Origin of the sequence: Nonomuraea maheshkhaliensis (genome assembly GCF_039529435.1) — a bacterium.
Taxonomy (GTDB): Bacteria; Actinomycetota; Actinomycetes; order Streptosporangiales; family Streptosporangiaceae; genus Nonomuraea; species Nonomuraea maheshkhaliensis.
The window spans coordinates 1-23,886 of sequence record NZ_BAAAMU010000154.1 but is presented as its reverse complement, the minus strand read 5'-3'; the positions used below and the strand labels follow the sequence as shown (position 1 = coordinate 23,886).

Genomic DNA, 23,886 nt, shown 5'->3' with positions numbered 1-23,886 from the left:
CTGCCGCCCGAGCAGACCCCCCGCCCCGGCGCCCACCACCCCGCCGGCGGCGCCGGTGATCAGCCGCCGCCGGTCGAAGACGCGCAGCTCGTCACCTGCCCGCATCACGGCGGGCCGCTCGACGTCCGGCTCCACGTCCGGTTCCTCGTCCGGCCGCCCGTCACCGGCCGCGGGCCTCGCCGCCGGAGCCCCCACCGTGGCGGGCGGGGCCGGAAGCGTGGCGGCCGGGGCCATGGCGGCGTCAGGGACACGCGCGGGGATCCGGCCGCCGGACGCGCGGCGCAGCAGCCACGACAGCGCCCAGCAGCCGACGGCCACGCCGATCACGGTCGGCACGGCGTCGAGGGGCCCGGCGTCCGGCCGGGTCAGCACCGCCAGGAGCCCGATCACCCCGAACGCGGCCAGCCCCGCGAAGCCGTAGGCGAGCCGGCGGCGGGCCTGCACCCCGATGAGCGCGGCCACCGCGGCGAGCACGACCAGCACCCCGCCGATGAGGACGGCCTTGTCGTTCTCACCGAACGTCCTGATCGCGAAGTCCTTGAGGGGGGCGGGCGTCAGGTCGACTGCCGCGTCGCCGACGGCCACCACGGGAAACGTCCGCGGCCCGACGAGCCCGGCCGCGAGCTGCGCGATCCCGAGGGCCACGCCTCCGGACACCAGTCCCGCCAGGGCTCCCGCCCAGGCCGGCACCATTACATTCCTCTGCACACTTCCGAAGGTACGTCTCCGGCGGCGACGGACTTCTTACGCGATGGTTACGAGCCGAGCACCTCGGCGGTGGTCACGAGCCGAGCACCTCGCGCACGATCGGCGCCAGCCCGCGGAAGGCCCGGCCCCGATGGCTGATCGCGTCCTTCTCCTCGGCCGACATCTCGGCCGTCGTTCGCTCGTCGCCGTCGGGCACGAAGATCGGGTCGTAGCCGAACCCGTTGGAGCCCCGCGGCGTCATGACGAGGCGGCCCGGCAGCGTGCCCTCCACCACCCGCTGCTCGCCCGAGGGCAGCGCGAGCGCGGCGGCGCAGGCGAAGTGGGCGCCCAGCCGCTCGGCGGGCACGTCGGAGATCTGGGCCAGCAGCAGGTCGAGGTTGGCGCGGTCGTCGCCGTGGTTTCCGGCCCAGCGGGCGGAGAAGACGCCCGGCATGCCGTTGAGCACGTCGACACAGAGCCCGGAGTCGTCGGCCACCGCGGGCAGGCCGGAGCCCTTGGCGACGGCGTGCGCCTTGAGCAGGGCGTTTTCCTCGAACGTGACGCCGGTCTCGGCGACCTCGCCGATCGAGGGGAACTCCTCCAGCCCGACGACGTCGAACCCGGACAGGATGCGGCGCAGCTCCGCGATCTTGCCCGCGTTGCGGGTGGCCAGCACGATCCTCATGACCGCTCCCCTGACCGCAGGGCCTCCTGCTGGATCGAGGTCAGCTCCGCGCAGCCGGCCACGGCCAGGTCGAGGAGGCGGTCGAGGGCCCCGCGGTCGAAGGGCGCGCCCTCGGCGGTGCCCTGCACCTCGACGAAGCTGCCCTCGCCGGTCATCACCACGTTCATGTCGGTCTCGGCCGCGACGTCCTCGGTGTAGCAGAGGTCGAGCATCGGGACCGTGCCGACCACGCCGACGGACACGGCCGCGACCGAGCCGATGAGCGGGTCTCCCGGGCACATGCGCCGCTCGCGCATCCACGCGACCGCGTCGGCGAGCGCGACGTAGGCGCCGGTGATCGCCGCCGTCCTCGTGCCGCCGTCGGCCTGAAGGACGTCGCAGTCGAGCAGAATGGAGTTTTCTCCCAACGCCTTGTAATCGACGCAGGCACGCAGCGAACGCCCGATCAACCGGGAAATCTCGTGGGTCCGGCCGCCGATTTTGCCGCGGACCGATTCGCGATCGTTACGAGTATTGGTCGCTCGCGGCAACATCGCGTATTCGGCCGTAACCCAGCCCTGGCCGCTGCCTCTGCGCCAGCGCGGCACGCTGTCCTGGACCGACGCCGCGCACAACACCCGGGTCCCGCCGAATTCGACCAGCACCGAGCCTTCGGCGTGGGTCAGCCATTGCCTGGTGATGGTAATGGGGCGGAGCTGGTCAGGGTTGCGGCCATCCTGTCTGGACATGCAGATCACCCTATCTCCGCGACGCGACACCCTTGACCAAATGTGTCCGTCACATGGATCCTTACGCAATGACAACGGGGGTGTTGCGAAACCCTGACTTCCTCCGATTCCTCAGTTCGCACGTCGCGAACGAACTCGGAGCGAATATTTCCCGCGTGGCACTTCCGCTGGTGGCCGTGCTTGCTCTGCATGCCGGTCCGGCGGAAGTGGGGGTGCTGTCGTCGTTACAGACGCTGGCGTTCCTTCTGCTCGGGCTGCCCGCGGGCGTGTGGGTCGGCCGGATGCGCAAACGCCGGGTGATGATGGTGTCCGACCTGGCCAAGTTCGTGCTGCTCGGCAGCATTCCGGTGGCGTCCGCGCTGGGACTGCTGACGATCGAGATGATGTTCGTGGTCGCGCTGCTGGCCGGCGTGTCCCAGGTGTTCAACGACGTGGCCGACCAGACGTACCTGCCCGATCTGATCAGCGCCGGGCAGCTGACCGACGGCAACGCCAAGCTGGAGGTGGTCCGCGCGGGCGCGTTCCTGGCGGGGCCCGGCGTGGGCGGCACGCTGGTGCAGCTGCTGAGCGCTCCGCGCACGATGATGGCCACCGCGCTCGGCGCGCTCGCCTCGGTGCTGCTGCTGGCCACGATCAAGGCGCCGGACAAGCCGCCCGCCGACGTCGAGCGCACGCCGCTGCTGCGGGGCATCGGTGAGGGGCTCTCCTACCTGTGGCACCACCGCCTCTTACGGGCGTTCGTGGCCTCGTCGGCGATCGGCAACATGTGCGTGAGCGGCGTGCTGGCCCTGTCGGTGCTGTTCCTGGCCGAGACCGTCCGGCTGAGCCCCGGCGCGGTCGGGGCGCTGCTCATGTCGGGCGGCATCGGCGGCCTGCTGGGCGGCCTGACCGGAGGCTGGCTGGCGCGGCGGGTCGGCAGCGCCAGGATGACCTGGCTGGCCGTCACCATCGGCGCGCCGTTCGGCCTGCTCCTGCCGATGACGCAGGCCGACTGGCGGGTGGTGTGCTTCGCGATCACCTCGATCATGATCTCGTGGAGCGCGACGCTGATGAACGTGGGCCAGACCACCTACCGCCAGCTCGTCACCCCCGAACATCTGCTCGGCCGGGTCAACGCCTCGGTGCGCTTCATGACCTGGGGCATCATGCCGCTGGGTGCGCTGATGGGCGGGCTGGTCGCCCAGCAGGTGGGAGTGCGGCAGACCCTGTGGGTGCTCATGGCGGGCCGGCTGCTGGCGTTCGTGCCGCTGCTGTTCTCGCCGCTGCCGCGGATGCGCGAGTTCTCCGAGGTCGAGGCCAGGTCGTAGCCGGCTGCTCCGCGCTCACCCAAGCGGCTCGCCGCAGTGGCTCAGCTCAGTGACTCAGCTCAGTGACTCAGCTCAGTGACTCAGCTCAGTGACTCAGCTCAGTGGCTCAGCTCAGGTCGTAGACGACCCCGCTGCGGGCCAGCTCGACCGGGCCGCCGTAGCCGCCGCCGCACGCCTCCTCCAGGACGGTGGCCCGGTCGTTCCAGGGGACCAGGTGGGTGAGCACGAGCTGGCCGACGTCGGCCTTGGCGGCGTGCTCGGCCGCCTGGCGGCCGGTCAGGTGCAGGCCGGTGGGCAGGTCGGGGCCCTCCACGAACGACGCCTCGCACAGCAGCAGGTCGGCGCCGGCCGCCAGCTTGACCAGCTCGTCGGTCTCGCCCGTGTCGCCGGAGTAGGCGACGCTCCTGGTGCCGTTGGCGACGCGGAAGCCGTACGCCTCGACGGGGTGGTTGACCAGGCCGGCGGTGAGCGTGAAGGGCCCGATCTCGTACACGCCCGGCGTCAGCGTACGGAACTCGAAGGCGGTCTCCAGGCCCGGCTCGTCCGGCATGCCGTACGCCGCCCCCAGCCGCCGGGGCGCGTCGGCGGGCGCGTAGACGGGGACGAGGGGATAGGGGGCCCCGGGCCCGTAGGTGCGGGCCACGTGATAGCCGCAGATGTCGAGACAGTGGTCGGCGTGCAGGTGCGACAGGCAGATCGCGTCCACGTCGTAGATGCCGACGTGACGCTGCAACGCGCCCAGCGACCCGCTGCCGAGGTCGAGCAACATCCTGAACCCGTCCGTTTCGAGGAGGTAGCAGGACGCTGGGCTGTCGGGGCCGGGGTAGCTCCCGGAACAACCGACGATGGTCACCTTCATGTGGGCCTCCCGTTATAGGTAGTACCCCCCACTGGTGCGACTTCGACCACGTCGATCTCCGGGCCCAGGAAACGTCGCCCGAGCCGGGCGAAGAGCAGGGAGTCGCCGGTGGCGCGGAAACGGTGCCGGGGGGTGGCTCCGTTGCCGGCCGCCAGGTCGCGGTCGTGCAGGATGCGGTAGACGTCCTTCGCCGTCTCGTCGGCGCTGGAGATCAGCGTGACCCCCTCACCGGCGACGTACGAGATCGCGCCGGTGAGCAGCGGATAATGGGTGCAGCCGAGGATGATCGTGTCGCATCCGGCGGCCCTGACGGGCTCGAGATATTCGCGGACGACCTCGATGAGCTCGTCGCTCATCGTCTCTCCCCGCTCGACGTAGTCCACCAGGCGTGGGGCGGCCACACCGGTGAGCTGTACGTCGGGCGCCGCGGTGAAGGCGTCATGGTAGGCCATCGAGGCGATGGTGGCCCTGGTGGCGATCACGCCGACCTTGCCGTTGCGGGTGGCTCGCACCGCGCGCCTGGTGGCCGGCATGATCACCTCGACGACGGGCATGTCGTAGCGCTCGCGGGCGTCGCGCAGCACGGCGGCACTGGCGCTGTTGCACGCGATCACGAGCATCTTGACGTTCTGCTCGACCAGGTGGTCCATGACCTCCAGCGCGTACGCGCGAAGCTCGGCGATCGGCTTCGGCCCGTACGGCTGGCGGGCCGTGTCGGCCACGTAGGTGATGGACTCGTGAGGCAACTGGTCGATGATCGCCCGGGCGACCGTCAAGCCGCCGACCCCGCTGTCGAAGATCCCAATACTCGCGTCCGGCACGCTTAGAGGGTAGGCGACCTGCACGATCAACACTGCGTAAGAATGCTCACAGGTACGACATCTGAGCGTGACGCGGTGTTGTCTTGGTCACATCATGGCCGGTCAGCCCCGGCCCACCCGGGCGAGCTGGCGGGCCTGGGCGACGAGGCGGCCGGTGGAGTCGCGCACCTCGACCTCCTCGTCGAACCAGCCGTCGGAGACCAGCCGGCCGCTGCCGAGCAGGGTGAGCCAGCCGGGCGCGGGCAGGGCGCGCAGGTGCCAGGTGAGGTCCACGGTGGGCGCCCAGCCGCGCGCGCCGGCGGAGAAGACGACAGGTGGGAGGGCATCGACGGCCAGGGCCAGCACGTACGGGTCGGGGTGCTGGGGCTCGGCCAGCCTGAAGTAGGCCCGCGACTCCGGCCGGCCGGAGGGCTCGCCCTTGAGCCAGCCGATCGTGGGCGGGTCGAAGAGCAGCTCCATCTGGGCGTTGAGCGTCATCCCCGACTCGGGCTTCGGGTCGGGCAGTTTGGCGCATTCGTCAATGTGAGGCATCTCATAAGTGGCTTCATCGCTATAAATCGGCTCGGCGTCGTTCAGCGTGGCCGTGGTGATCAACGCTTCGATCCGCGCGACGCCGTCCTGCACGAGCGTCGCCCTGGCGAAGGCGACCGTCCGGCCCGCCTTGAGCGGCTCGATCCTGACCTGCGCCGGGCCCGCGGACGGCACCTTGAGGAACTGCGCCGTGGTGCTCACCGGATGCTCGAACGGCGAGGCGTCCACCGCCGCGCGCAGGATCACGGCCATCAGGTAACCGCCGTTGAGCGGCCCGCCGATCGCGTACCCGGGGTCGAGGCACACGTCGTAGGTGTTCTCGTCGGCCCTGATCGCCTGGGTGGCCTCGTCGAACTTCGTCATTCCCGCCCGCCTCCAGTCTGGAACCATGTTCTAGAGACTCTAGAGCATTCGCCCATCAGCGCGCCTACCTGCGAAAACGTGATTCGACTGACAACGTTTGATCATGGCAAGTGTCACCGAACTCCTGGGTCAGTCCGTTTGGGACTCCAACGGGGTGTGGGTCGGATTCGTGGTGGACATCCGGGTCGTCAAGCACAGGGGCGAACTGCAGCAGAGCCACACCGTGTACGGCCTGGTCGTCTCGATGCGGCGGGCGCCGCTGCTGCTCGGCCTCACGCGCGATCGCCAGGGCCGATCGGCCTGGCTCTCCCGGACGCTGGCCCGCATCGTGTACGTGGGATGCACGTTCGTTCCGTGGGAGAACGTCCTGGATTACGGGGGCGGCGAGGTCCACATCGACGTGCTGAGGAAAGAACTCAACCGCGTCTAATTTCGACTTCAGCACATTGCAAGCGGCCGTCTAGCAACATCAGCTACCTTCTCTGTGGTCAAAAGTCCACATTGTGAGTTGAGTGATGTCTGCGAACAATCCCCCCTATGGCCAGGATCCTGACCGGACCACGGCGTACAACTGGAACCAGGGGCAGCAGCCGGAGAGCGCGCCGACGGCGCAGTATCCGGGGCAGCCGTACCCGCCGCAGCAGCAGTATGGCCAGCAGCAGGGGCAGGGTGCCTACGGGCAGCAGGCGTCCTACGGCCAGCAGCCCTCTTCCGGCAACCAGTACGGCCAGCAGCAGCCTTCGTATGACGCGCAGTATGGCCAGCAGAGCCAGCAGGGCCACCAAAGCCAGCAGTACGGCCAGCAGGGCCAGTACGGCGGCCAGCAGGCCCAGGGCGGCTGGCAGCAGCAACCGCAGCAAGGCTGGCAGCAGGAGCAAGGTGGCTGGCAGCAGGAGCAGGGCTGGCAGCAGCAGGACCAGTACGCCCAGGGCGGCTGGCAGCAGCAGGGCCCCGAGGGCTTCGGCCCGCCCGAGCCCGCCAAGAAGGGCCGCAAGAACTGGGTGATCGCCATCGCCGCGGCTCTCGCGGTGGTGCTCCTGGGCGGCGGCGCGGTGTGGGCCGTGGGCGCCTTCGGCGGCGGCGGCACGCAGCCGAACGACGTCCTGCCCGGCAACTCCATCGCCTACGCCCGCCTCGACCTCGACCCGGCGGCGAACCAGAAACTGGCGCTGTTCCAGCTGGCCAGGAAGTTCACCGTCACCAAGGACAAGTTCACCGGCGAGGACCCGCGCAAGGCGCTGTTCGACACGCTCAACGACGGCGAGGACAGCAAGGTCGACTTCGCCAAGGACGTCGACCCGTGGCTGGGCAGCCGGGTCGGCTTCGCGGCCGTGCCCTCCGGCAAGGAGGAGCCCGACTTCGCGGTGGCCATCCAGATCAAGGACCAGGAGCTGGCCAAGAACGGCATCGCCAAGCTCATGAAGGGCGAGGAGTACGGCATCGCCTTCCGCGAGGACTACGCGCTGCTGAGCACCACGCAGGCGCTGGCCGACAAGTACGCGCAGGGCGAGGACAGCCTGTCCGACAACGCCGAGTTCAGCGACGACATGGGCGCCGTCGGCGAGCAGGGCGTGCTGTCGTTCTGGGCCGACATGGGCGGCCTGCTCGACCTGGCCAAGAAGGAGGTCAGCACCGACCAGCAGGCGGCGCTCGACATGATCAAGGACGCCAGGTTCGCCGGCGCCCTGCGCTTCGACAGCGCCTACGTCGAGCTGGCCGGGCTCGTCAGGGGCGCGAAGGGCATGACTCCCGAGGGCGACCTGCCCAAGGCCGCTCTGGGCACCCTGCCCGCCACCACGGCCGGCGCGCTGTCGATCTCCGGCCTGGACCAGGTCGTCAAGAAGCAGTGGGCCGAGATCGAGAAGCAGGCCGCGGCGGCCGGCGGCGCGCAGATCAAGAGCATGCTCCAGCAGGCCGAGACCTCGCTGGGGCTGAAGCTGCCCGACGACCTGGCCACGTTCGTGGGCCAGAACTTCACCGTCGCCGTGGACGGCGAGGGCCTCGACAGCGACCAGATCAAGGGCGGCGTGCGCATCGTCACCGACCCGGCCAAGGCGCAGGCGGTCCTCGACAAGGTCACGCAGGCGCTGAGCCAGAACGGCCAGGCCGCTCCCCAGATCGCCAAGGTCGCCGGTGACGGCGTCCTCGCGGTGGCGACGACGGACGAGTACGCCAAGAAGCTGGCCGGTGAGGGCACGCTGGGCGACTCGGAGACGTTCCAGACGGCGATCCCGAACGCGGACGACGTGAACTACGCGCTCTTCGTGGACCTGGACAAGGTGGAGAAGCTGTACCTGGCGTCCATGCAGGGCGACGACAAGGCCAACGCGCAGGTGCTGCGGGCGGTCGGCCTGAGCGGCACGCAGAGCGACACCGAGGCGACGTTCTCGCTGCGGCTGCTGTTCAACTGACCCACCGTCTCGTGGACGACGAGAGGCGGCCGGTCCGATCGGACCGGCCGCCTCTTCACGTGTCCTGAGGATCAGGCCCAGAACCGCCCCGACCTTGTAACGCGGCCTCGTAACGCAGCCTCAGAACGCCGGCCCTCAGGCCCAGAGCTGGCCTTCGAGACGCTCTTCGGCCTCTTCCAGCGTGCCCTCGTACGCCCCCGTGGACAGGTATTTCCAGCCCCCGTCGGCCACCACGAACGCGATGTCGGCCCGTTCGCCCGCTCTGACCGCCTTCGCGGCCACGCCCAGCGCCGCGTGCAGCGCGGCCCCGGTGGAGACGCCGGCGAAGATTCCCTCGGTGGCCAGCAGCTCGCGGGTGCGCCGCAGCGCGTCGGCCGAGCCCACCGAGAACCGGGTGGTCAGCACGGACTCGTCGTAGAGCTCGGGGATGAAGCCCTCGTCCACGTTGCGCAGCCCGTAGACCAGCTCGCCGTAACGCGGCTCGGCCGCGACGATGCGCACGCCGGGCACCCGCTCGCGCAGGAACCGCCCGACCCCCATCAGGGTCCCCGTCGTGCCCAGCCCGGCCACGAAGTGGGTGATGGTGGGCAGGTCCTCCAGCAGCTCGGGGCCGGTGCCCTCGTAGTGGGAGCGCCAGTTGGCCGGGTTGCCGTACTGGTAGAGCATCACCCAGGACGGGTTCTCGGCCGCCAGGCCCTTGGCCACGCGTACGGCCTCGTTGGAGCCGCCCGCCGCGGGCGAGGAGATGATCTCCGCTCCCCACATCCGCAGCAGCTGGCGGCGCTCCTCCGAGGTGTTCTCCGGCATCACGCAGATGAGCTTGTAGCCCTTGAGCTTGGCCGACATGGCCAGCGAGATGCCGGTGTTGCCGCTGGTCGGCTCCAGGATCGTGCAGCCGGGCGTGAGCCGCCCGTCCTTCTCGGCCTCCTGGATCATCCAGAGAGCCGGTCTGTCCTTGATCGACCCGGTCGGGTTGCGGTCTTCGAGCTTGGCCCAGATCCGTACGTCGGCGGAGGGCGACAACCTCGGCAGCCCGACCAGGGGTGTGCGGCCGACCGAGTCGATCAGCGAGTCGAACCGCATGTCATCCGCCGGCGACGGCGGGAAGGACGGTCACCGTGTCGCCGTCGGACACCGGCGTGCCGAGGCCGCCGAGGAAGCGCACGTCCTCGTCGTTCAGGTAGACGTTGACGAAGCGGCGCAGGGCGCCCTGGTCGACCAGGCGGTCCTTGATGCCGGGGTGGGCCGACTCAAGGTTGCTGATCAGCTCCTCAAGGGTGGCGCCCTCGGCGCTCACGGCCTTGGCCCCGTCGGTGTAGTTACGCAGGATGGTCGGAATGCGAACCTCGATGGCCATCGCGGTCAGTCTCCTCAGAAAGGTCGTCGTCCCATCGGCATGCAACGCCGACGGCTGGATGCGGATTCCAGCTCAGGAACAGTCGTAGAGGACGACAACCGGAGTGTGTGCGAACAGGAAGCTCTGCACAGGTCTGGCCATCATGGGAGAAACCTTACCTCTTCCTCCGTGATCACACCTTCGAGGATGCGGTAGGAGCGGAACTCCACCTCGTCCTCGTCCCGCGTGGAGACCAGGACGTAGTGGGCGCCGGGCTCGGAGGCGTAGGAGACGTCGGTGCGCGACGGGTACGCCTCGGTGGCGGTGTGGGAATGGTAGATGACGACGGGCTCCTCGTCCCGGTCGTCCATCTCGCGCCAGACCCTGAACTGCTCCATCGAGTCGAAGCGGTAGAAGGTGGGCGAGCGCTCGGCGTTCTCCATGGGGATGAACCGCTCGGGCACCCCGTTCTTGCCCGCGATGACGCCGCACGCCTCGTCGGGATGGTCGGCCCGCGCATGCGCGACGATCTTGTCCACCAGTTCCTGCGAGATCGACAGCATGCCCGGAAGCTACCAGAGGGCTCGGACCAGGCTGTCCTGGAGGTAGGTCAGCCAGTCGTAGGTGACGTAGGCCGGGTAACGGGGGTCGTCCTCGGACATCACGGCGACCTCGTCGTGGACCTCCTCCGTCACGTCGAGCTTGGTGCCGAGCGTCAGGCGCAGGTCGTTGAGCGCGCGCAGCCACGCCTGGGCCTCCTCCGGCGTCAGCTCGGCCCGCCCCGCCCTGGCCGTCTCGTGGACGGTGCGCGCGTCGGCCCGCTTGCCGTCGCGCAGCGTGGCCTCGGTGTAGCGGCGGAACTCGGCCGCCTCCTTCTCGTCCTGGTACGCCGACGGGAAGAGCCTGGCCAGCACCGGATCGGACGGCGCCGCGCTGTCGCCGATGCCCAGCGCCCGCTCCAGCGGGTCTTCACTGGTCTGCCCAGGCGAGACGATGCCGAGCATCATGGAGACGAGCGAGCGCAGCAGCGAGACCTCCGCCGGCTCGAACACGGTGACGACCGCGCCGTCCTTGCCGCGCGAGAATCCGGAAGTCACCAGTGCCACCTCGCTGTCCCCGATGCCGGGCCCGACTCGTGCCTCATTTGTTCGAGTCCGGCTGGACCGTCGCCCACAGGCCGTAGGAGTGGAGAATCTGCACATCCCTTTCCATCTCCTCGCGCGTGCCGCTGGACACGACCGCCTTGCCCTTGTGGTGCACGTCCAGCATCAGCTTCTCGGCCTTCTCCTTCGGATAACCGAAGACCGTTTGGAAGACATAGGTCACGTAGGACATGAGGTTGACCGGGTCGTTCCAGACGATGGTCACCCACGGCAGATCGGGCCGGACGTCCGATGACGGACGCTCGACGGTGATTGGAGCGGTGCTACCCACATCCCCGAGTCTGCCCTATCTGGGCCGTAGTCTTCGAGTCGTGAGAATGACCATGAGCACTGCGTTGCTCACAGATCACTATGAGCTGACGATGCTGCAGGCCGCCCTGCGCAGCGGCGCGGCCCACAGACGCGCGGTTTTCGAGGTGTTCGCCCGCCACCTGCCAGGTGGGCGCCGCTACGGCGTCGTCGCAGGAACGGGACGGGTCCTCGACCAGCTCGAACGCTTCCGTTTCGGTGACGAAGAACTCACCTATCTGCGTGAGCATCATGTCGTCGACGACAGCACTCTGGCGTTTCTCGCCGATTACCGGTTTTCCGGGAACGTCTACGGCTACCGCGAGGGCGACGTCTACTTCCCCGCCTCCCCGATCATGGTGGTGGAGGGCACGTTCGCCGAGGCGGTGCTGCTGGAGACGGTCACGCTGTCGATACTCAACCACGACTGCGCGATCGCCTCGGCCGCGTCCCGCATGACGAACGCGGCCGGCAAGCGGCCGATCATCGAGATGGGCTCGCGGCGCACCCACGAGGCCGCCGCCGTGGCCGCCGCCAGAGCCGCGTACATCGCCGGGTTCGCCTCCACCTCCAACCTGATGGCCGGGCACCTGTACGGCGTGCCCACGGCCGGCACGGCGGCGCACGCGTTCACCTTGCTGCACGACTCGGAGCGGGTCGCGTTCGAGGCCCAGATCGCCACGCTCGGGCCCGAGACGACGCTGCTGGTCGACACCTACGACGTGGCGGAGGCGGTGCGCACGGCCGTGGCGCTGGCCGGCCCGAAGCTGGGCGCGGTCCGCATCGACTCGGGCGACCTGGCGGCGGCGGCGCAGGAGGTGCGCGAGCAGCTCGACGCGCTCGGCGCCTTCGACACCCGCATCCTGGTCACCTCCGACCTTGACGAGTACGCCATCGCCGCCCTGGCCGCCGCCCCCGTGGACGGCTACGGCGTGGGCACCTCCCTGGTGACCGGCTCGGGCGTGCCGACGGCGGCGCTGGTCTACAAGCTGGTGGCCAGGGAGACGGCCGGCGGCAAGCTGCAGCCCGTGGCCAAGCGCTCGGTGGGCAAGCCGTCGCGCGGGGGCCGCAAGGAGGCGTACCGGCTGCTCGACGAGTCCGGCCGTCTTGAGACCGAGCTGATCACCACCGGCGGCCGTGTCCCCGAAGGCGGCATCCCCCTCCTGCACGAGCTCGTCCGCGACGGCGAGGTCGTCGGCCGCGAACCCCTGGACGCCGCCCGCGAACGCCACGCCGCCACCGTCGCCGCCCTCCCCCAGGAGGCCCTCCACCTCGGCCGGGGGTACGCGGCCATCCCCACGGAATTCGTCTGACGTATCGTTCTGCCCATGGGCAGTGCGCTGATCATCGTGGACGTGCAGAACGACTTCTGCGAAGGCGGGAGCCTGGCCGTGGCCGGGGGCTCCGAGGTGGCGGCGGCGATCACCCGCCACGTGACCGACCACGGCTACGACCACGTCGTGGCGACCCGTGACCACCACGTCTCCCCCGGCGACCACTTCGCCTCCGAGCCCGACTACGCCTCCAGTTGGCCCGCCCATTGCGTGGCCGGCACGCCCGGCGCGGACTTCCATCCCTCGCTCGACGTGTCCGAGGTCGAGGAGGTCTTCAGCAAAGGGGCCTACAGCGCGGCCTACAGCGGGTTCGAGGCCGCGTCGAGCGACGGGGAACCGCTGGCCGACTGGCTGCGCGAGCGCGGAGTGGACGAGGTGGACGTGGTGGGCATCGCCACCGACCACTGCGTACGCGCCACCGCGCTCGACGCCGTGCGGCACGGGCTCAAGGTCAGGGTCCTGCTCGACCTGACGGCCGGGGTGGCGCCGCAGACCACGGAGGCGGCGGTGGAGGAGCTGCGGGCGGCGGGCGCCGTACTGAGCGGCACGCCGCACGTGGGCTGAGAGCTAGGACGAGGCGGCGGTCACCCGCAACGCGTCGTCCAGCCTGGCGAACACCTCGAAGGCATGCCGCAACCCGGTGATCGCCAGCACCCGCGCCATGACCCCCTGCACCCCGCCGAGCAGCAGCCTGGTGCCCCTGGACTCGCACCGCTGCATGATGTCGACGAGCTCGTTCAGCCCCATGGAGTCGCAGAACGAGACCTCGCTCAGATCCAGGACCAGAAAGGCCTTGGGAGGAAGATCCCAGATGCGCTGCAGGTGCTCCTTGAAGATCGGCAGCGCACCGACGTCCAGCTCGCCTTCGAGCCTGACGATGATGGCGTTCCTGGAGAGGCCGGACACGACGGTGAGGGTCGACCTTCCGGTGGCCTCAGACGACATGGGAGAAAGTCCTTCTGTTTGTCGTGAAACGGCTCTCAGAACGCCCAAGGTGGTTGTTGCCGCTTCCACCGAGCTTCTAACAGCAGGCCACTGCTCTGTGTCCAAAAGCACAGAGTCACGCATCGTGACCATCGGCCCGGCACCGGCCATGTGCCTCCTGAGCTGGGGCTCTCGGATCGCCGGGCCGTGCCGCCTCAGACGGGCCGCAGGGTGATCAGGTAGGCGAGGGCCAGCACGACGAGGAACACGAGCAGGACGCTCGTGCCACTGATCATCACGATGACGCGGGCCTGGCGAACGAGCTGACGTATCGCCGCGAGGACCAGAGCCATCATGGCCCCCAGGGCGAGGAGCGTGAGACTTCTGGACTCGAGCGAGCCCGACATCACCACCGAAAGGTGAAGGTGAATCATGGTCATGAAAGTCATCCTCGTGAGTGACGTGACAGGACGAGAAACGTTCGCGAGCAGCCGGATGCCGGTCGGGCATATCATCATGCGTTCGCCATGACAGCCTCGCCTTCAAGCCCTTGAATGGTTCTGCCGGGCGGTGCCGACAAGGCGAGTGTGCGTTCGCACGACAAGTGAAGACAAGTTCAAATGATCTACGACCGGCAATTCATATGAAGACCTGGATTCAATGACCGGCCGATGCCGCTTTTCTGCCGCCGGTCGAAGTTCAGCGCGATTTCGAAGGCGACGGCGCGCCCTGGCCGGCGGCGTGCGCTTGAATGCATCGCACCAACCCCACGAGCCACTGCTCATTGAAGTTCAGCCGAAGTCAGCTGAATCGGCGCACGTATTCTCCGGCCTGCGACCGGCCCCCGTGCGGTGCGATTCGGCGGGCCGCCTGATGAGCATGGAGACAAGCCTCCCTCGACTCGCATGCTCAGGCGATGTTTACTGAAGGCTGAAGTACAGGCGATAGGGGTCTGAGGGTGGGAGACGAGCCATCGGGCGGACTGGCTGGCCGACTATGTGACCTTCGGGAACGCCGCTGGCCGGGGCGGAGAATCACCCAAGCAGAACTGAGCCGTGCCTTGCAGGTGAGCGTCCCGTCGATCTCTTCGTGGGAGACCGGAACGCCTCCGAAGATCCCGCCCCAGCACTGGCTGGAGAAATACGCGATCTTCTTCGCCACGAAACGATCGGTCGCCAACGGCGTGGCCCGCGTGCTGTCGCTCGACGAACTGACCGCGATGGAGCGCGAGGAGCACTCGAAGCTGCGGGCGGAACTGCTCCGCCTGCGCAACAAGGCTTTGCAGTGGCAGAGCTCGGAGAAGGTGGCGGAAAGCCGCGTCCCCACCGATCAGGAAACGTCCTTCAGGAATCCGTGGCACTTCCCCGAGGGGGAGCCGATCACCATCATCTGTTCCCAGGTTCCCGAGGAGGACCGGGCCAAGATCCCCTATGCCTCGCCCGCCTCGGCCGATTACATCTCGCTCTACAAATATTCCGATCTGGACTCGTTGTTCGAACTGCACGGCCACCTCAGGGCCGCGAACCCGAGCAGCGAGGTCACTCTCCGCGCCACCGAGGATCTGCATTCGAACGACCTCACCACCCACATCGCCCTGCTGGGCGGCGTGGACTACAACGAGATCACCGCTTCGATGGTCCGGAGGATAAGACTTCCGGTGCAGCAGGTGCCCGACTGGGACGGCGAGAACGGGCCGTACTTCGAGGTGGACGAGCACGGAGAGAGTTCCAGGTACCATCCCGACACCCTGGGTTCGGGCGATGGTCTGCGCTTGATCGAGGATGTCGGGTTCTTCTATCGCGGAGTCAACCCCTATAACACCGAACGCACTTTGACCATCTGCAACGGCATGTACGCCAGAGGCGTGTACGGCGCTGTGCGCGCGCTCACCGACCTTCGCTTCCGCGCCAGGAACGCCGCCTTCCTGCGCAGGCGTTTCGGCGCCGCGGCGACCTACAGCATTCTCATGCGGGTCAGGATCGAGGGCAGGGTCGCCGTCACGCCGGACTGGACCTCTGACGAAGACCGCTTGCATGAATGGCCGGAGGCACCCGTAGATGACGGTTGACCCTGTGTTGAGCAGAACCGAACACCACCACCATTCGCACCGCCATCTGGTGGACATGTTCGACGCCGGCGAACGAGCGGACGAAGCGGGAGCCGTGGACGCCATCGTGGTGCCCACGATCCGCCACCCCCGATGGCTGACGCACGCGATCCGCCTGGCCGGCGCCATCTCCTGCCCCCTCGTCTCCCTGCACAGCCGCTGGAGCGACGCCGGGCAGGCGGCCGGCTGGATGCCGCACGGCGTGGACTTCCTCGCGATCGACATCGGCGATCCCGACGGCTTGAACCTGCCGGATTTCGCCACCACCGCCCTCCTGCGCGGCACCCCCTTCCCCCGGACCACCGACCTCAGCGCGAAGCGGAACACCGCGCTGGTGCTCGCCCGCCTCATGGACTGGCGGCGCATCGTCTTCCTGGACGACGACATCGAGGTGAGCAGCCCCCAGGACGTCACCCGCGCGGCGGAGTTGCTCGACAGCTATGACGCGGTGGGCATGCAGATCGACGGCTATCCCGACAACTCCGTGGTGTGTCACGCGCACCGGGAGACCGGGGGGTACCAGGACTCCTTCGTGGGCGGCGGAGCGCTGGCGGTCGAGACGACCCGCAGCCCGTCCTTCTTCCCGAACGTCTACAACGAGGACTGGTTCTACCTGCTGACCGATGCCTCGCTACGCCGGCTCGCGGTGACGGGCAAGGTCAAGCAGCGGCCGTTCGACCCGTTCGACCAGCAGGTCCGGGCGCGGGACCAGGAGCTCGGCGACGTCCTCGCCGAGGGCGTCTACTGGCTCCTGGACAAGGATCCGCGGCAGGGCTGGAAACCCGCCACCGACCCGGCGCACTGGATCTGCTTCCTCGACGCGCGTGACCGCTTCATCGCCGACATCCTCGACCGCGTACGACAGCTCCCGCCGGACGACCGCAAACGGCGGGCGATGGAGAGCTCCCTCCTCGCCGCCCGTGGCCGCCTGCACCGGATCGACCCCGACTTCTGCGTCGCCTACCTCAAAGCTTGGCTGGAAGACCGCCGCCGGTGGGACGATCATCTGAATGCGATTCCACAGCTCGGCCTCCATGCCCAAGATGTCATGAAATGGCTGATCAAAGACGGCGCCACGACATTGCGCTGGTGGAAGTCCCTGAGTTTTGCTTATTGATTCTCAGAAGCGTCACCGGAATTCTGTCCTGTGTGGGAACTTGCGAGATCCGTACAGCAGCGCCTGAGGATCTGCCCGCCCTCATCAGATCGCTCGGGCAGAAGCACTATTTCGAGGACCGGCTGGCCCGGCAGCAACGCGGGGACGGGATCCTGCTGGTGGCCTGGAAACACGGCGAGCCGATCGGCGACGTCTATCTCTGGCTGGAGCGGGCCGAGGAGCCGGAGCTGACCACCCACCTGCCGGATGCCGCGCTGCTCACCCACCTCGAGGTCCTGCCCGCACACCGCAACCGGGGAATCGGCAGCGAACTGATGCGGGCGGCGGAGGAAGTGCTCTTCTCGATGGAATACAAGCAGGTGGCGCTCGGGGTGGGCCTGGACAACCTCGACGCGTGCCGCCTGTACGAACGCAGGGGCTACGTCGAGTGGCCACATGGGAACCTGCCGACGACCAGCGTGGTGTACGGACGTGACGGCCGGCGCGAACTCCGGGCCGAACTGTGCCGGATCATGGTCAGGCAACTCGGCCAGGACCGCTATGAACATCGCTGGTAGCGTCCGCTGTACGAGCCGGCTGCGGTTCGCCCACCGACCCGGCAGCCCATCTCCGCCATATTCACTAGAAATCGCTGAAGTTCACACGAATGAAATCACGGCATGAGCGGCGATGATTCCGCGCAGGCCGCGCTGGCGCTCCGCCTGCGCGAGCTCCGCGAGAAGCACTGGCCCGGCCTGCGGATCGCCCAGGCCCAGCTTCGCCGGGCGCTCGAGGTCAGCGTGCCGCTGATCTCCTCGTGGGAGTCCACCCACGCGATCAAGGTCCCGCCGCTGCACCGGCTGGAGAAGTACGCCACCTTCTTCGCGACGAGACGCTCGATCGCCAACGGCCGCGCCCGCGTGCTGCCGCTCACCGACCTGACGCCGCGCGAGCTGGACGAGCAGCGCGAGCTCCTCGCGGAGCTGACCCGGCTGCGCCAGCCGGCACTCAAGGCCCTCGCCTCGGGCGAAAGCGCCGAGCCTTCATCCGGCCATGACGTCTACCGGGACCACCCGTGGCGCTTCCCCGACGGGGAGCCATCACGATCATCTGCTCGCAGCTCCCCCAGGAGGAACGCGCCAAGATCCCGTACACCTCGCCGGACAGCCCCGACCACATCGAGCACTACAAGTACTCCGACCTCGACTCGCTGTTCGAGTTGCACGGCCACCTCAGGGCCGCGAACCCGCGCAGCCTGGTCGCGCTGCGCGCCCCCGCGGACTTACGCTCCGACCACTTCACCACGCACCTGGCGCTCCTCGGCGGCGTCGACTACAACCAGGTCACCGCGTCCATGCCGATCCGGATCGAGCTCCCCGTACGACAGGTGCCCGACTGGAACGGCGAGCTCGGTCCGTACTTCGAGGTCAACGAGGGCGGCGACACGCCGGCCAGGCATCATCCGCGCCACATCGGGTCGGGCGCTAATGTGCGGCTACTGGAGGACGTCGCGTTCTTCTACCGCGGGGTCAATCCCGACAACGTCGAACGCACCCTGACCATCTGCAACGGGATGTACGGCAGAGGCGTGTACGGAGTGGTGCGGGCGCTGACCGACGAGCGCTTCCGCGACAGGAACGCGGCCTACCTGCGCGAGCGTTTCGGCGACGCCGCCCCCTACTGCATGCTCACCCAGGTTCGGATCGAGGGCCGGGCCGTCGTCACCCCCGACTGGACTCTGGACTCCGTACGGCTCCACGAATGGCCGGAGCCTTCCACGGAGCCTGAGGAGCGTCCTCATCTGTAGGTGCCGCCACGTCAGGCGGCACCCATCAGGACCGTCACCTACCGGCAGTCCGACCCGACGACGCCGGGCCGGACGTTGACCACCATCGGGGCCGCCTAGCGGCGTTGGGTGGCCCAGCGGCGGATCATGGCTATGCGTTCCTGGATCTGCTCCGCCGTGGCCTGGGCGATCGGCGGGCCGCCGCAGGCGCGGCGCAGCTCCGAGTGGATCACCCCGTGGGGTTGCCCCGTGCGGTGGTTCCACGCCCCCACCAGGCCGTTGAGCTCGCGCCGCAGCTCCGCCATCTGCTCGTGCGGGGCCAGCGGCGGCGGGGCCTCCTCGGCCGACTGCTTGCGGCGGGCGGCCTGCTGGTCGGACTGCCGTTTGCGCAGCAGGGTCGCCACCTGGTCGGGCTCCAGCAGGCCGGGCAGGCCGATGAAGTCCTCTTCCTCGGCCGAGCCGACCTCCGCGCCGGTGCCGAACTCGCCGCCGTCGAAGAGCACGCGGTCGAAGGTGGCCGTGGTCTCCATCGTCTCGAACGGCAGCTCGTCGCCCAGGACGTCGGGATTGTCCTTCTGGCGGTTGGCCTGTTCGAGGAGGGTGTCGTCGAGGCCGTCCTCCGGCGGTCGCTTGTTGAGCACATGGTCGCGCTCGACCTCCATCTCGTTGGCCAGCCCCATGAGGGTGGGCACCGAGGGGAGGAAGACCGAGGCGGTCTCGCCGCGCTTGCGGGCCCGCACGAAGCGGCCCACGGCCTGGGCGAAGAAGAGCGGGGTCGAGGTGGAGGTGGCGTAGACGCCCACGCACAGGCGGGGGATGTCGACGCCTTCCGACACCATGCGCACGGCCACCAGCCAGCGATCCTCGGAGGCCGCGAACTGCTTGATCTTCTTGGACGCGCCGGGATCGTCGGACAGGACGACCGTGGCGCCCTCGCCGGTGATGTTGCGCAGGTGGCGGGCGTAGGCCCGGGCGGTCTCGTGGTCGGTGGCGATCACCAGGCCGCCGGCGTCGGGCACGCCCCTGCGCACCTCGGTGAGGCGGCGGTCGGCGGCCTGCATGACCTGGCGGATCCAGTCGCCCTTGGGGTCGAGCGCGGCCCGCCACGCCTGGGAGAGCTGGTCCTTGGTGAGCGGCGTGCCGAGCGTCGCGGCGATCTCGTCGCCGGCGCGGGTGCGCCACTTCATCTCGCCCGAGTACGCCAGGAAGATGACCGGACGCACGACGCCGTCGTCGAGGGCGGGGCCGTAGCCGTAGGAGTAGTCGGCGATGCTGCGCTTGAAGCCCTCCGCGTCCTCCTCGTAGGCGACGAACGGGATCGGGTTGTCGTCGGACCGGAACGGCGTGCCGGTCAGCTGCAGCCGGCGCGCGGCGGGCTCGAACGCCTCGCGCACGCCGTCGCCCCACGACTTGGCGTCGCCCGCGTGGTGGATCTCGTCGAAGATGACCAGGGTCTTGCGGTTTTCCGTGCGCGCCCTGTGCAGGGCAGGGTGCATAGCGACCTGCGCGTAGGTGACCGCCACCCCGATGTAGTCGCGCGAGGTCGCGCCCTGGCTGTTCTTGAACTCGGGGTCGATGCCGATGCCCACCTTCCCGGCGGCGTCGGCCCACTGGCGCTTGAGGTGCTCGGTGGGGGTCACGATCGTGATCGCCTTGATCACCCCGTTGGCGAGCAGCTCGCTGGCGATGCGCAGGGCGTAGGTCGTCTTGCCCGCGCCCGGCGTCGCCACGGTGAGGAAGTCACGCGGCTCACGCCTGGAGTAGAGGTCGAACGCCTCCTGCTGCCAGGCACGCAACTTCGGGGCGGTGCCCCACGCGGCCCGGTCGGGATAGGAAGGCGAAAGGTGGGACGCGGCGAAGGTGCTCACCGCATCACCTCTGGGGTTGGTGTGCTTCGCTCTCTCACAGTGACCCAAGGGTAATCGGGCCCACCGACAAGACGTGCCGTGAGCCGGGGATTCTGGCCAAGGTCTTCCTCACGTGCTATGCGGCTTATCGGACGCTCGTCATGACCTCGTCCAACGCCTGCCTGCGGCTGTCGTCCTCGGGTTGCAGCAGCCCGACCAGCAGCACGGAGCGGTCCGTACGAGTGACCAGCATCACTCTGAGGAACGCCGGCCGGTTCACCACGTCCTTGTACTCGGCGCGCAGGGCACGGGTGTGGCCGTCAGCTGTCTTCCTGTCGTCGACGACGCTCACGCGGTCGCCGTTGAGCAGCAACCGGGAGTACAGCTCGGCCGCCTCCGCCGTGGCCTTCCTGACGTCGGTCACCGGGCCCGGCACCGGTCTGGCCATCACGAGCGCGCCCCGCTCGTCGCGTACGACCGAGGTGAACCCCGTGACGGGAGCCACCGAGCCCGCGCTCCAGCCCTGTGGCAACGTCGCCGCCACCCCGGCCAGCGCGTCGCGCAGCAGCCCCGTCCGCTCCGGCGGCGCGGTGAGCCGCAGCGCCGCCACCGCCGCGCCCGCCACCAGGCCGGTCCCCGCGATCAGCGCGGCCAGCACGACCGCCACGCGCCGCCACAACCCTCCGCCGGCCGGAACGGTCGGGCCGGCCGGGCTTCTCCTGCGCAGCCCGGGGTCGGCGGGAGAGCCGTGCAGGCGGGCGGAGGGGGGCAGATCCTCCCACGCCTCCCCTCGGCCATGGTTCGGCTCTCTGGGAGCGGCTCCGCGGATCCTGGGGCCCCACGCGGGCTCCTCAGGCTCCCCTTGGTCCAGATCCAGCGGATGCCCCCGCCTCCCCCAAGGGGAATCAAGGTCCGCGGAATCGTCCCGCCCCCAGCGAGGCTCCTGCTCGGCGAGATCGTCCCGCCCCCGGCCCGGGTCGGGGCCGGGGTCCGCCGGGGGCCCGTGCCGCCGGCCGAACTGCTCGTACGGCCGCTCGCGCCGGCCGAAGGCCGGTGGCGGGTCGGGTGGGCGGCCCCAGCCGGCCTCGTCCCGCCTTTCCGGCGGTTCGGGCGGTTCCGGCTGTTCCGGTACGTACGGCGCGGAGGCGTGCCTAGGGGTCGCCCGCGAGGCCCCTTCGTCCCGATGTGCGCCGCCCCGCGCGGGCGCCGAGTCCTCTGGAGGCGTACGGCGATGCCCGGGCCCCGGTTCAGGGGGCCAGACACGATGATCGTCCTCCATGGCACCTCCTTGCCCGCTGTCCTATCACTCCTGGCGACGGCGCTCAGGCGAACTGTGATCGGTGTGACGGGAGGTGCGGAATTCAGCGGATGCGACCGGCGAGCACGCTGCCGCTCACCGCGATGACCGCCATGAGGCAGGAGATGACCAGGAACCCGGTGGCGATCTGGGACGAGGAGTGCCCGATGACGTTCACCAGCGCCCCGCCGATGCCGATCGACAGCGCGGATCCGAGCTGGTCGGACACCGACAGCGCGGCCGAGTTGGCCCCCTGCTCGTGGACCGGCGACTGCTTCATCGCCGTGACGCTGACCGTGGTCAGGCCGAAGCCCATCCCGAACCCGGCCACGATCCACGCGGGCACCGCGATCCATCCGGTGACCCCTGGAAGCACGGAGAGCAGGCACAGCACGATCCCCGTGGCCACGCCCGCCGCGCCCAGCCTGATCCGCTGGTGCGCGTGGCCTGAGCCCTTGCTCTGGATGTAGGCCCCCGCCGACCAGCCCAGGGCTCCGGTCGTGAGCGCGACCCCCGCGGACGTGGTGTCGAAGGACTTCACCTCCTGCAGCGCCAGGGGGATGAAGGCGTTCACGCCGAAGAAGGAGGCCGAGAAGAACCCGCGCATGACGATCGTCGTGGGCAGCCCCCGCGCGAAGCGCAGCGCCCCGGGCGGCAGCAGCCGGTACAGGCCCCAGAGCAGCAGCGCCAGCCCGGCAGCCGTCTCCAGGCTCCCCGGCACGATCTCCCGGTGCAGCCGGTCCACTCCGTGCAGCAGCACCCCTGCGCCGCCGGCGGTGCAGGTGGCGGCCAGCGTCATCGCCACCGGCCTGGACCTGGGCCCGGTACCGGGCTGGGGCGCGTCGGCCTCCCCCGCCGAGCCCTTGCGCAACGCCGGCACGAGCATCACCAGCGCGGGGACGACCAGCGGGATGATCCCGTAGAAGACGTAACGCCAGCCCCAGTGCTGCCCGACGAACCCGGCCACGGACGGGCCCACCATGGCGGGCACCACCCAGGCGGCGGAGACGGAGGCGAACGCCTTCGGCCGCACGTCCACGGCGTACACGCGGGCGATCATCACGTACAGCGCCACGATGGAGGCGCCGGCGCCCAGCCCCTGCACGGCCCTGGCCGCCAGGAACATGCCGGCGGAGGTCGATGCCCCGGCCAGGGCCATGCCGATCACGAACAGCACCACGCCGGCCAGGAACGGCATCGGATAGCCGCGCCGGTCCGACCACAGCCCGGCCACCACGTTCATGAACAGGCTGGCGATGAGGAAGGCGGAGAAGCTGAGCCCGTAGAGGTCGAGGGCGTCCAGTTCGCCGGCGATGGCCGGCATGACGACCCCGACCGACATGCCCTCGAACGCGATCAGTGTGACGACCAGCAGGATGCCGAGGGTGGCCGTGCGGTACTCGGGGCCGAGGATGCCGGCGGATCTGTGGGGAGCGTCGAGTGCCTTTGGTGCTGTCACCTGCACATCGTAATTTGTCGGAAATACTAGGCGTCGGCGGTGTCGCGGTAGGCCGCCCACATCTCGTGCATCCGGTTCGCCTGCCCCTGGGTGAACTCCCACATGCACCGGTCGTGGGCGTAGTCCATGTAGTTGTGGGCCGGATCCTTGCCCTCGTGGGCGGTGCAGGTGTCCTTGTCCAGCGGGCACGCCTCGGTCGGGCGGGCCTCGGGGGGCGTGTCGTCGATGCCGTCGCCCGGTTCCTTGCAGCCGTTCTCGAAGGTGTGGAAGAGCCCGAGCCAGTGGCCGATCTCGTGGACGCCGGTGAAGCCCCGGTTGTAGTCGGCCATCGCGCCGCCGGGCAGGCTGCGCCAGTCGATCACGACGCCGTCGAGGCGGGGAGAGCCGGTGTACCAGTAGGGGTAGCTGGCGAAGCCCAGCATGAGCTCGCTGAGCTGGGCGATGTAGAGGTTGAGCGTGCCCGCCCCGCCCTCGTGCAGCGCCTGCTTCATGGCCTTCTCGTGGCCGATGGGGTCGGCGAACCAGGGGCCGTTCTCCCTGACGGAGATCACGTCGAGGCGGAAGCGCACGCCGGTGTCCACGCCGCCGAACTTGCCGGCGTACGCGGAGTTGAGCGTGTCGATCTGGGCCCTGACGGCCTCGTCGGACACCTTCCGTTCAGAACCCTTGGTGAGGACGTGCACCCGGGTCGGCACGGTGATCTGGCTCGGCGGCGTGAGCCCGGCGAGCCGCGCGCCGAGCTCGGCGCCCACCTTGGCCACGTCTTCCGGCTTGGGCGAACGCGGCCCGGGCGAGCTGCGCGACGCGGGCGCGCGCTCGACACAGCCGCCGGCGGGCGTGGGGGCGGGCGCCGGGCG

The 23,886-nt window shown here is 69.3% G+C and carries 26 protein-coding genes and 1 pseudogene; 9 read left to right on the top strand and 18 right to left on the bottom strand.

Annotated features, from left to right (window positions below):
* The 3 genes and pseudogenes from ABFX54_RS49865 to rph all read right to left on the bottom strand — a co-directional run.
* Positions 1–708 (bottom strand): annotated as a pseudogene (locus ABFX54_RS49865) (molybdopterin-dependent oxidoreductase); the annotation flags it as partial.
* A gap of 73 nt (positions 709–781) precedes the next feature.
* On the bottom strand, positions 782–1,372 hold the full coding sequence (gene rdgB, locus ABFX54_RS49860) for an RdgB/HAM1 family non-canonical purine NTP pyrophosphatase (protein WP_346114225.1): 591 nt from the start codon (positions 1,370–1,372) through the stop codon (positions 782–784).
* Positions 1,369–2,100: a ribonuclease PH gene (gene rph, locus ABFX54_RS49855; protein WP_346114227.1), complete on the bottom strand. Its 732-nt coding sequence runs from the start codon at positions 2,098–2,100 to the stop codon at positions 1,369–1,371. The genes rdgB and rph overlap by 4 nt, the downstream gene beginning before the upstream one ends.
* A 53-nt stretch (positions 2,101–2,153) precedes the next feature.
* Between rph and ABFX54_RS49850 the strand changes: the two genes are divergently transcribed.
* The gene (locus ABFX54_RS49850; RefSeq protein ID WP_346114224.1) at positions 2,154–3,407 is read left to right on the top strand and encodes an MFS transporter; all 1,254 of its coding nucleotides are present in this window, start codon (positions 2,154–2,156) and stop codon (positions 3,405–3,407) included.
* A gap of 106 nt (positions 3,408–3,513) precedes the next feature.
* Here the strand turns inward: ABFX54_RS49850 and ABFX54_RS49845 are convergent, their stop codons facing one another.
* The 3 genes from ABFX54_RS49845 to ABFX54_RS49835 form a co-directional block, all read right to left on the bottom strand.
* Positions 3,514–4,266: an MBL fold metallo-hydrolase gene (locus ABFX54_RS49845; RefSeq protein ID WP_346114223.1), complete on the bottom strand. Its 753-nt coding sequence runs from the start codon at positions 4,264–4,266 to the stop codon at positions 3,514–3,516.
* Positions 4,263–5,087 carry a glutamate racemase gene (gene murI, locus ABFX54_RS49840; RefSeq protein WP_346114222.1) on the bottom strand — a complete coding sequence of 275 codons (825 nt, stop codon included), beginning with the start codon at positions 5,085–5,087 and terminating at the stop codon, positions 4,263–4,265. The genes ABFX54_RS49845 and murI overlap by 4 nt, the downstream gene beginning before the upstream one ends.
* A 102-nt stretch (positions 5,088–5,189) precedes the next feature.
* Complete coding sequence (locus ABFX54_RS49835; protein WP_346114221.1) at positions 5,190–5,981, bottom strand: thioesterase family protein; 792 nt, start codon at positions 5,979–5,981, stop codon at positions 5,190–5,192.
* 103 nt (positions 5,982–6,084) lie between these two features.
* Between ABFX54_RS49835 and ABFX54_RS49830 the strand changes: the two genes are divergently transcribed.
* Both ABFX54_RS49830 and ABFX54_RS49825 read left to right on the top strand, forming a co-directional pair.
* A complete protein-coding gene (locus ABFX54_RS49830) occupies positions 6,085–6,411 on the top strand; it encodes a hypothetical protein (RefSeq protein ID WP_346114220.1) in 327 nt (108 codons plus the stop codon).
* Positions 6,412–6,496: 85 nt separating this feature from the next.
* Positions 6,497–8,392: a hypothetical protein gene (locus ABFX54_RS49825; RefSeq protein ID WP_346114219.1), complete on the top strand. Its 1,896-nt coding sequence runs from the start codon at positions 6,497–6,499 to the stop codon at positions 8,390–8,392.
* 135 nt (positions 8,393–8,527) lie between these two features.
* Here the strand turns inward: ABFX54_RS49825 and ABFX54_RS49820 are convergent, their stop codons facing one another.
* From ABFX54_RS49820 to clpS, 5 genes are all read right to left on the bottom strand, one after another.
* The gene (locus tag ABFX54_RS49820; protein ID WP_346114218.1) at positions 8,528–9,475 is read right to left on the bottom strand and encodes a PLP-dependent cysteine synthase family protein; all 948 of its coding nucleotides are present in this window, start codon (positions 9,473–9,475) and stop codon (positions 8,528–8,530) included.
* 1 nt (position 9,476) lies between these two features.
* On the bottom strand, positions 9,477–9,749 hold the full coding sequence (locus ABFX54_RS49815; RefSeq protein ID WP_346114217.1) for a MoaD/ThiS family protein: 273 nt from the start codon (positions 9,747–9,749) through the stop codon (positions 9,477–9,479).
* A gap of 140 nt (positions 9,750–9,889) precedes the next feature.
* A complete protein-coding gene (locus ABFX54_RS49810) occupies positions 9,890–10,291 on the bottom strand; it encodes a M67 family metallopeptidase (RefSeq protein WP_346114215.1) in 402 nt (133 codons plus the stop codon).
* Positions 10,292–10,300: 9 nt separating this feature from the next.
* Positions 10,301–10,825, bottom strand: coding sequence for a DUF2017 domain-containing protein (locus ABFX54_RS49805; protein ID WP_346114214.1), 525 nt, complete (start codon positions 10,823–10,825; stop codon positions 10,301–10,303).
* Positions 10,826–10,868: 43 nt separating this feature from the next.
* Positions 10,869–11,162, bottom strand: a complete 294-nt coding sequence (clpS, locus tag ABFX54_RS49800; RefSeq protein ID WP_106248250.1) for an ATP-dependent Clp protease adapter ClpS — start codon at positions 11,160–11,162, stop codon at positions 10,869–10,871.
* A 46-nt stretch (positions 11,163–11,208) separates the two neighbouring features.
* Here clpS and ABFX54_RS49795 point away from each other — a divergent pair, with 46 nt between their 5' ends.
* Positions 11,209–12,492 carry a nicotinate phosphoribosyltransferase gene (locus ABFX54_RS49795; protein ID WP_346114212.1) on the top strand — a complete coding sequence of 428 codons (1,284 nt, stop codon included), beginning with the start codon at positions 11,209–11,211 and terminating at the stop codon, positions 12,490–12,492.
* Positions 12,493–12,507: 15 nt separating this feature from the next.
* The gene (locus ABFX54_RS49790; RefSeq protein ID WP_346114210.1) at positions 12,508–13,077 is read left to right on the top strand and encodes a nicotinamidase; all 570 of its coding nucleotides are present in this window, start codon (positions 12,508–12,510) and stop codon (positions 13,075–13,077) included.
* Between the two features lie 3 nt (positions 13,078–13,080).
* Here the strand turns inward: ABFX54_RS49790 and ABFX54_RS49785 are convergent, their stop codons facing one another.
* Positions 13,081–13,458, bottom strand: a complete 378-nt coding sequence (locus ABFX54_RS49785; protein WP_346114208.1) for an STAS domain-containing protein — start codon at positions 13,456–13,458, stop codon at positions 13,081–13,083.
* A gap of 194 nt (positions 13,459–13,652) precedes the next feature.
* Positions 13,653–13,877, bottom strand: coding sequence for a hypothetical protein (locus ABFX54_RS49780; RefSeq protein ID WP_346114207.1), 225 nt, complete (start codon positions 13,875–13,877; stop codon positions 13,653–13,655).
* 620 nt (positions 13,878–14,497) lie between these two features.
* Between ABFX54_RS49780 and ABFX54_RS49775 the strand changes: the two genes are divergently transcribed.
* The 3 genes from ABFX54_RS49775 to ABFX54_RS49765 are packed head-to-tail and all read left to right on the top strand — an operon-like array spanning position 14,498 to position 17,218.
* Complete coding sequence (locus tag ABFX54_RS49775; protein ID WP_346114206.1) at positions 14,498–15,505, top strand: hypothetical protein; 1,008 nt, start codon at positions 14,498–14,500, stop codon at positions 15,503–15,505.
* A 4-nt stretch (positions 15,506–15,509) separates the two neighbouring features.
* Entirely contained in the window at positions 15,510–16,661 is a 1,152-nt protein-coding gene (locus ABFX54_RS49770; protein ID WP_346114205.1) for a hypothetical protein, read from the top strand.
* Complete coding sequence (locus ABFX54_RS49765) at positions 16,634–17,218, top strand: GNAT family N-acetyltransferase (protein WP_346114204.1); 585 nt, start codon at positions 16,634–16,636, stop codon at positions 17,216–17,218. The genes ABFX54_RS49770 and ABFX54_RS49765 overlap by 28 nt, the downstream gene beginning before the upstream one ends.
* Before the next feature lie 95 nt (positions 17,219–17,313).
* Here the strand turns inward: ABFX54_RS49765 and ABFX54_RS49760 are convergent, their stop codons facing one another.
* Positions 17,314–17,574 (bottom strand): hypothetical protein, encoded by a 261-nt coding sequence (locus tag ABFX54_RS49760; protein WP_346114202.1) that lies wholly within the window; start codon positions 17,572–17,574, stop codon positions 17,314–17,316.
* Positions 17,575–17,715: 141 nt separating this feature from the next.
* On the opposite strand from ABFX54_RS49760, the gene ABFX54_RS49755 reads away from it, so the two are divergent.
* The gene (locus tag ABFX54_RS49755; protein ID WP_346114201.1) at positions 17,716–18,447 is read left to right on the top strand and encodes a hypothetical protein; all 732 of its coding nucleotides are present in this window, start codon (positions 17,716–17,718) and stop codon (positions 18,445–18,447) included.
* A 95-nt stretch (positions 18,448–18,542) separates the two neighbouring features.
* On the opposite strand, the gene ABFX54_RS49750 is transcribed toward ABFX54_RS49755, so the two are convergent.
* From ABFX54_RS49750 to ABFX54_RS49735, 4 genes are all read right to left on the bottom strand, one after another.
* On the bottom strand, positions 18,543–20,294 hold the full coding sequence (locus ABFX54_RS49750) for a DEAD/DEAH box helicase (RefSeq protein ID WP_346114200.1): 1,752 nt from the start codon (positions 20,292–20,294) through the stop codon (positions 18,543–18,545).
* Positions 20,295–20,418: 124 nt separating this feature from the next.
* Entirely contained in the window at positions 20,419–20,940 is a 522-nt protein-coding gene (locus ABFX54_RS49745) for a hypothetical protein (protein WP_346114199.1), read from the bottom strand.
* Between the two features lie 694 nt (positions 20,941–21,634).
* Positions 21,635–23,029 (bottom strand): MFS transporter, encoded by a 1,395-nt coding sequence (locus ABFX54_RS49740; RefSeq protein WP_346114198.1) that lies wholly within the window; start codon positions 23,027–23,029, stop codon positions 21,635–21,637.
* Between the two features lie 26 nt (positions 23,030–23,055).
* A partial coding sequence (locus ABFX54_RS49735) for a zinc metalloprotease (RefSeq protein ID WP_346114197.1) occupies positions 23,056–23,886 on the bottom strand: 831 nt, incomplete at its 5' end.

Excerpts from the sequence above, each read along its gene's own strand:
- rdgB (WP_346114225.1), bottom strand. The coding sequence starts at position 1,372 with ATGAGGATCGTGCTGGCCACCCGCAACGCGGGCAAGATCGCGGAGCTG.
- rph (WP_346114227.1), bottom strand. The coding sequence starts at position 2,100 with ATGTCCAGACAGGATGGCCGCAACCCTGACCAGCTCCGCCCCATTACC.
- ABFX54_RS49850 (WP_346114224.1), top strand. The coding sequence starts at position 2,154 with ATGGATCCTTACGCAATGACAACGGGGGTGTTGCGAAACCCTGACTTC.
- ABFX54_RS49845 (WP_346114223.1), bottom strand. The coding sequence starts at position 4,266 with ATGAAGGTGACCATCGTCGGTTGTTCCGGGAGCTACCCCGGCCCCGAC.
- ABFX54_RS49835 (WP_346114221.1), bottom strand. The coding sequence starts at position 5,981 with ATGACGAAGTTCGACGAGGCCACCCAGGCGATCAGGGCCGACGAGAAC.
- ABFX54_RS49830 (WP_346114220.1), top strand. The coding sequence starts at position 6,085 with ATGGCAAGTGTCACCGAACTCCTGGGTCAGTCCGTTTGGGACTCCAAC.
- ABFX54_RS49825 (WP_346114219.1), top strand. The coding sequence starts at position 6,497 with ATGTCTGCGAACAATCCCCCCTATGGCCAGGATCCTGACCGGACCACG.
- ABFX54_RS49820 (WP_346114218.1), bottom strand. The coding sequence starts at position 9,475 with ATGCGGTTCGACTCGCTGATCGACTCGGTCGGCCGCACACCCCTGGTC.
- ABFX54_RS49815 (WP_346114217.1), bottom strand. The coding sequence starts at position 9,749 with ATGGCCATCGAGGTTCGCATTCCGACCATCCTGCGTAACTACACCGAC.
- ABFX54_RS49810 (WP_346114215.1), bottom strand. The coding sequence starts at position 10,291 with ATGCTGTCGATCTCGCAGGAACTGGTGGACAAGATCGTCGCGCATGCG.
- ABFX54_RS49795 (WP_346114212.1), top strand. The coding sequence starts at position 11,209 with ATGACCATGAGCACTGCGTTGCTCACAGATCACTATGAGCTGACGATG.
- ABFX54_RS49790 (WP_346114210.1), top strand. The coding sequence starts at position 12,508 with ATGGGCAGTGCGCTGATCATCGTGGACGTGCAGAACGACTTCTGCGAA.
- ABFX54_RS49785 (WP_346114208.1), bottom strand. The coding sequence starts at position 13,458 with ATGTCGTCTGAGGCCACCGGAAGGTCGACCCTCACCGTCGTGTCCGGC.
- ABFX54_RS49780 (WP_346114207.1), bottom strand. The coding sequence starts at position 13,877 with ATGACCATGATTCACCTTCACCTTTCGGTGGTGATGTCGGGCTCGCTC.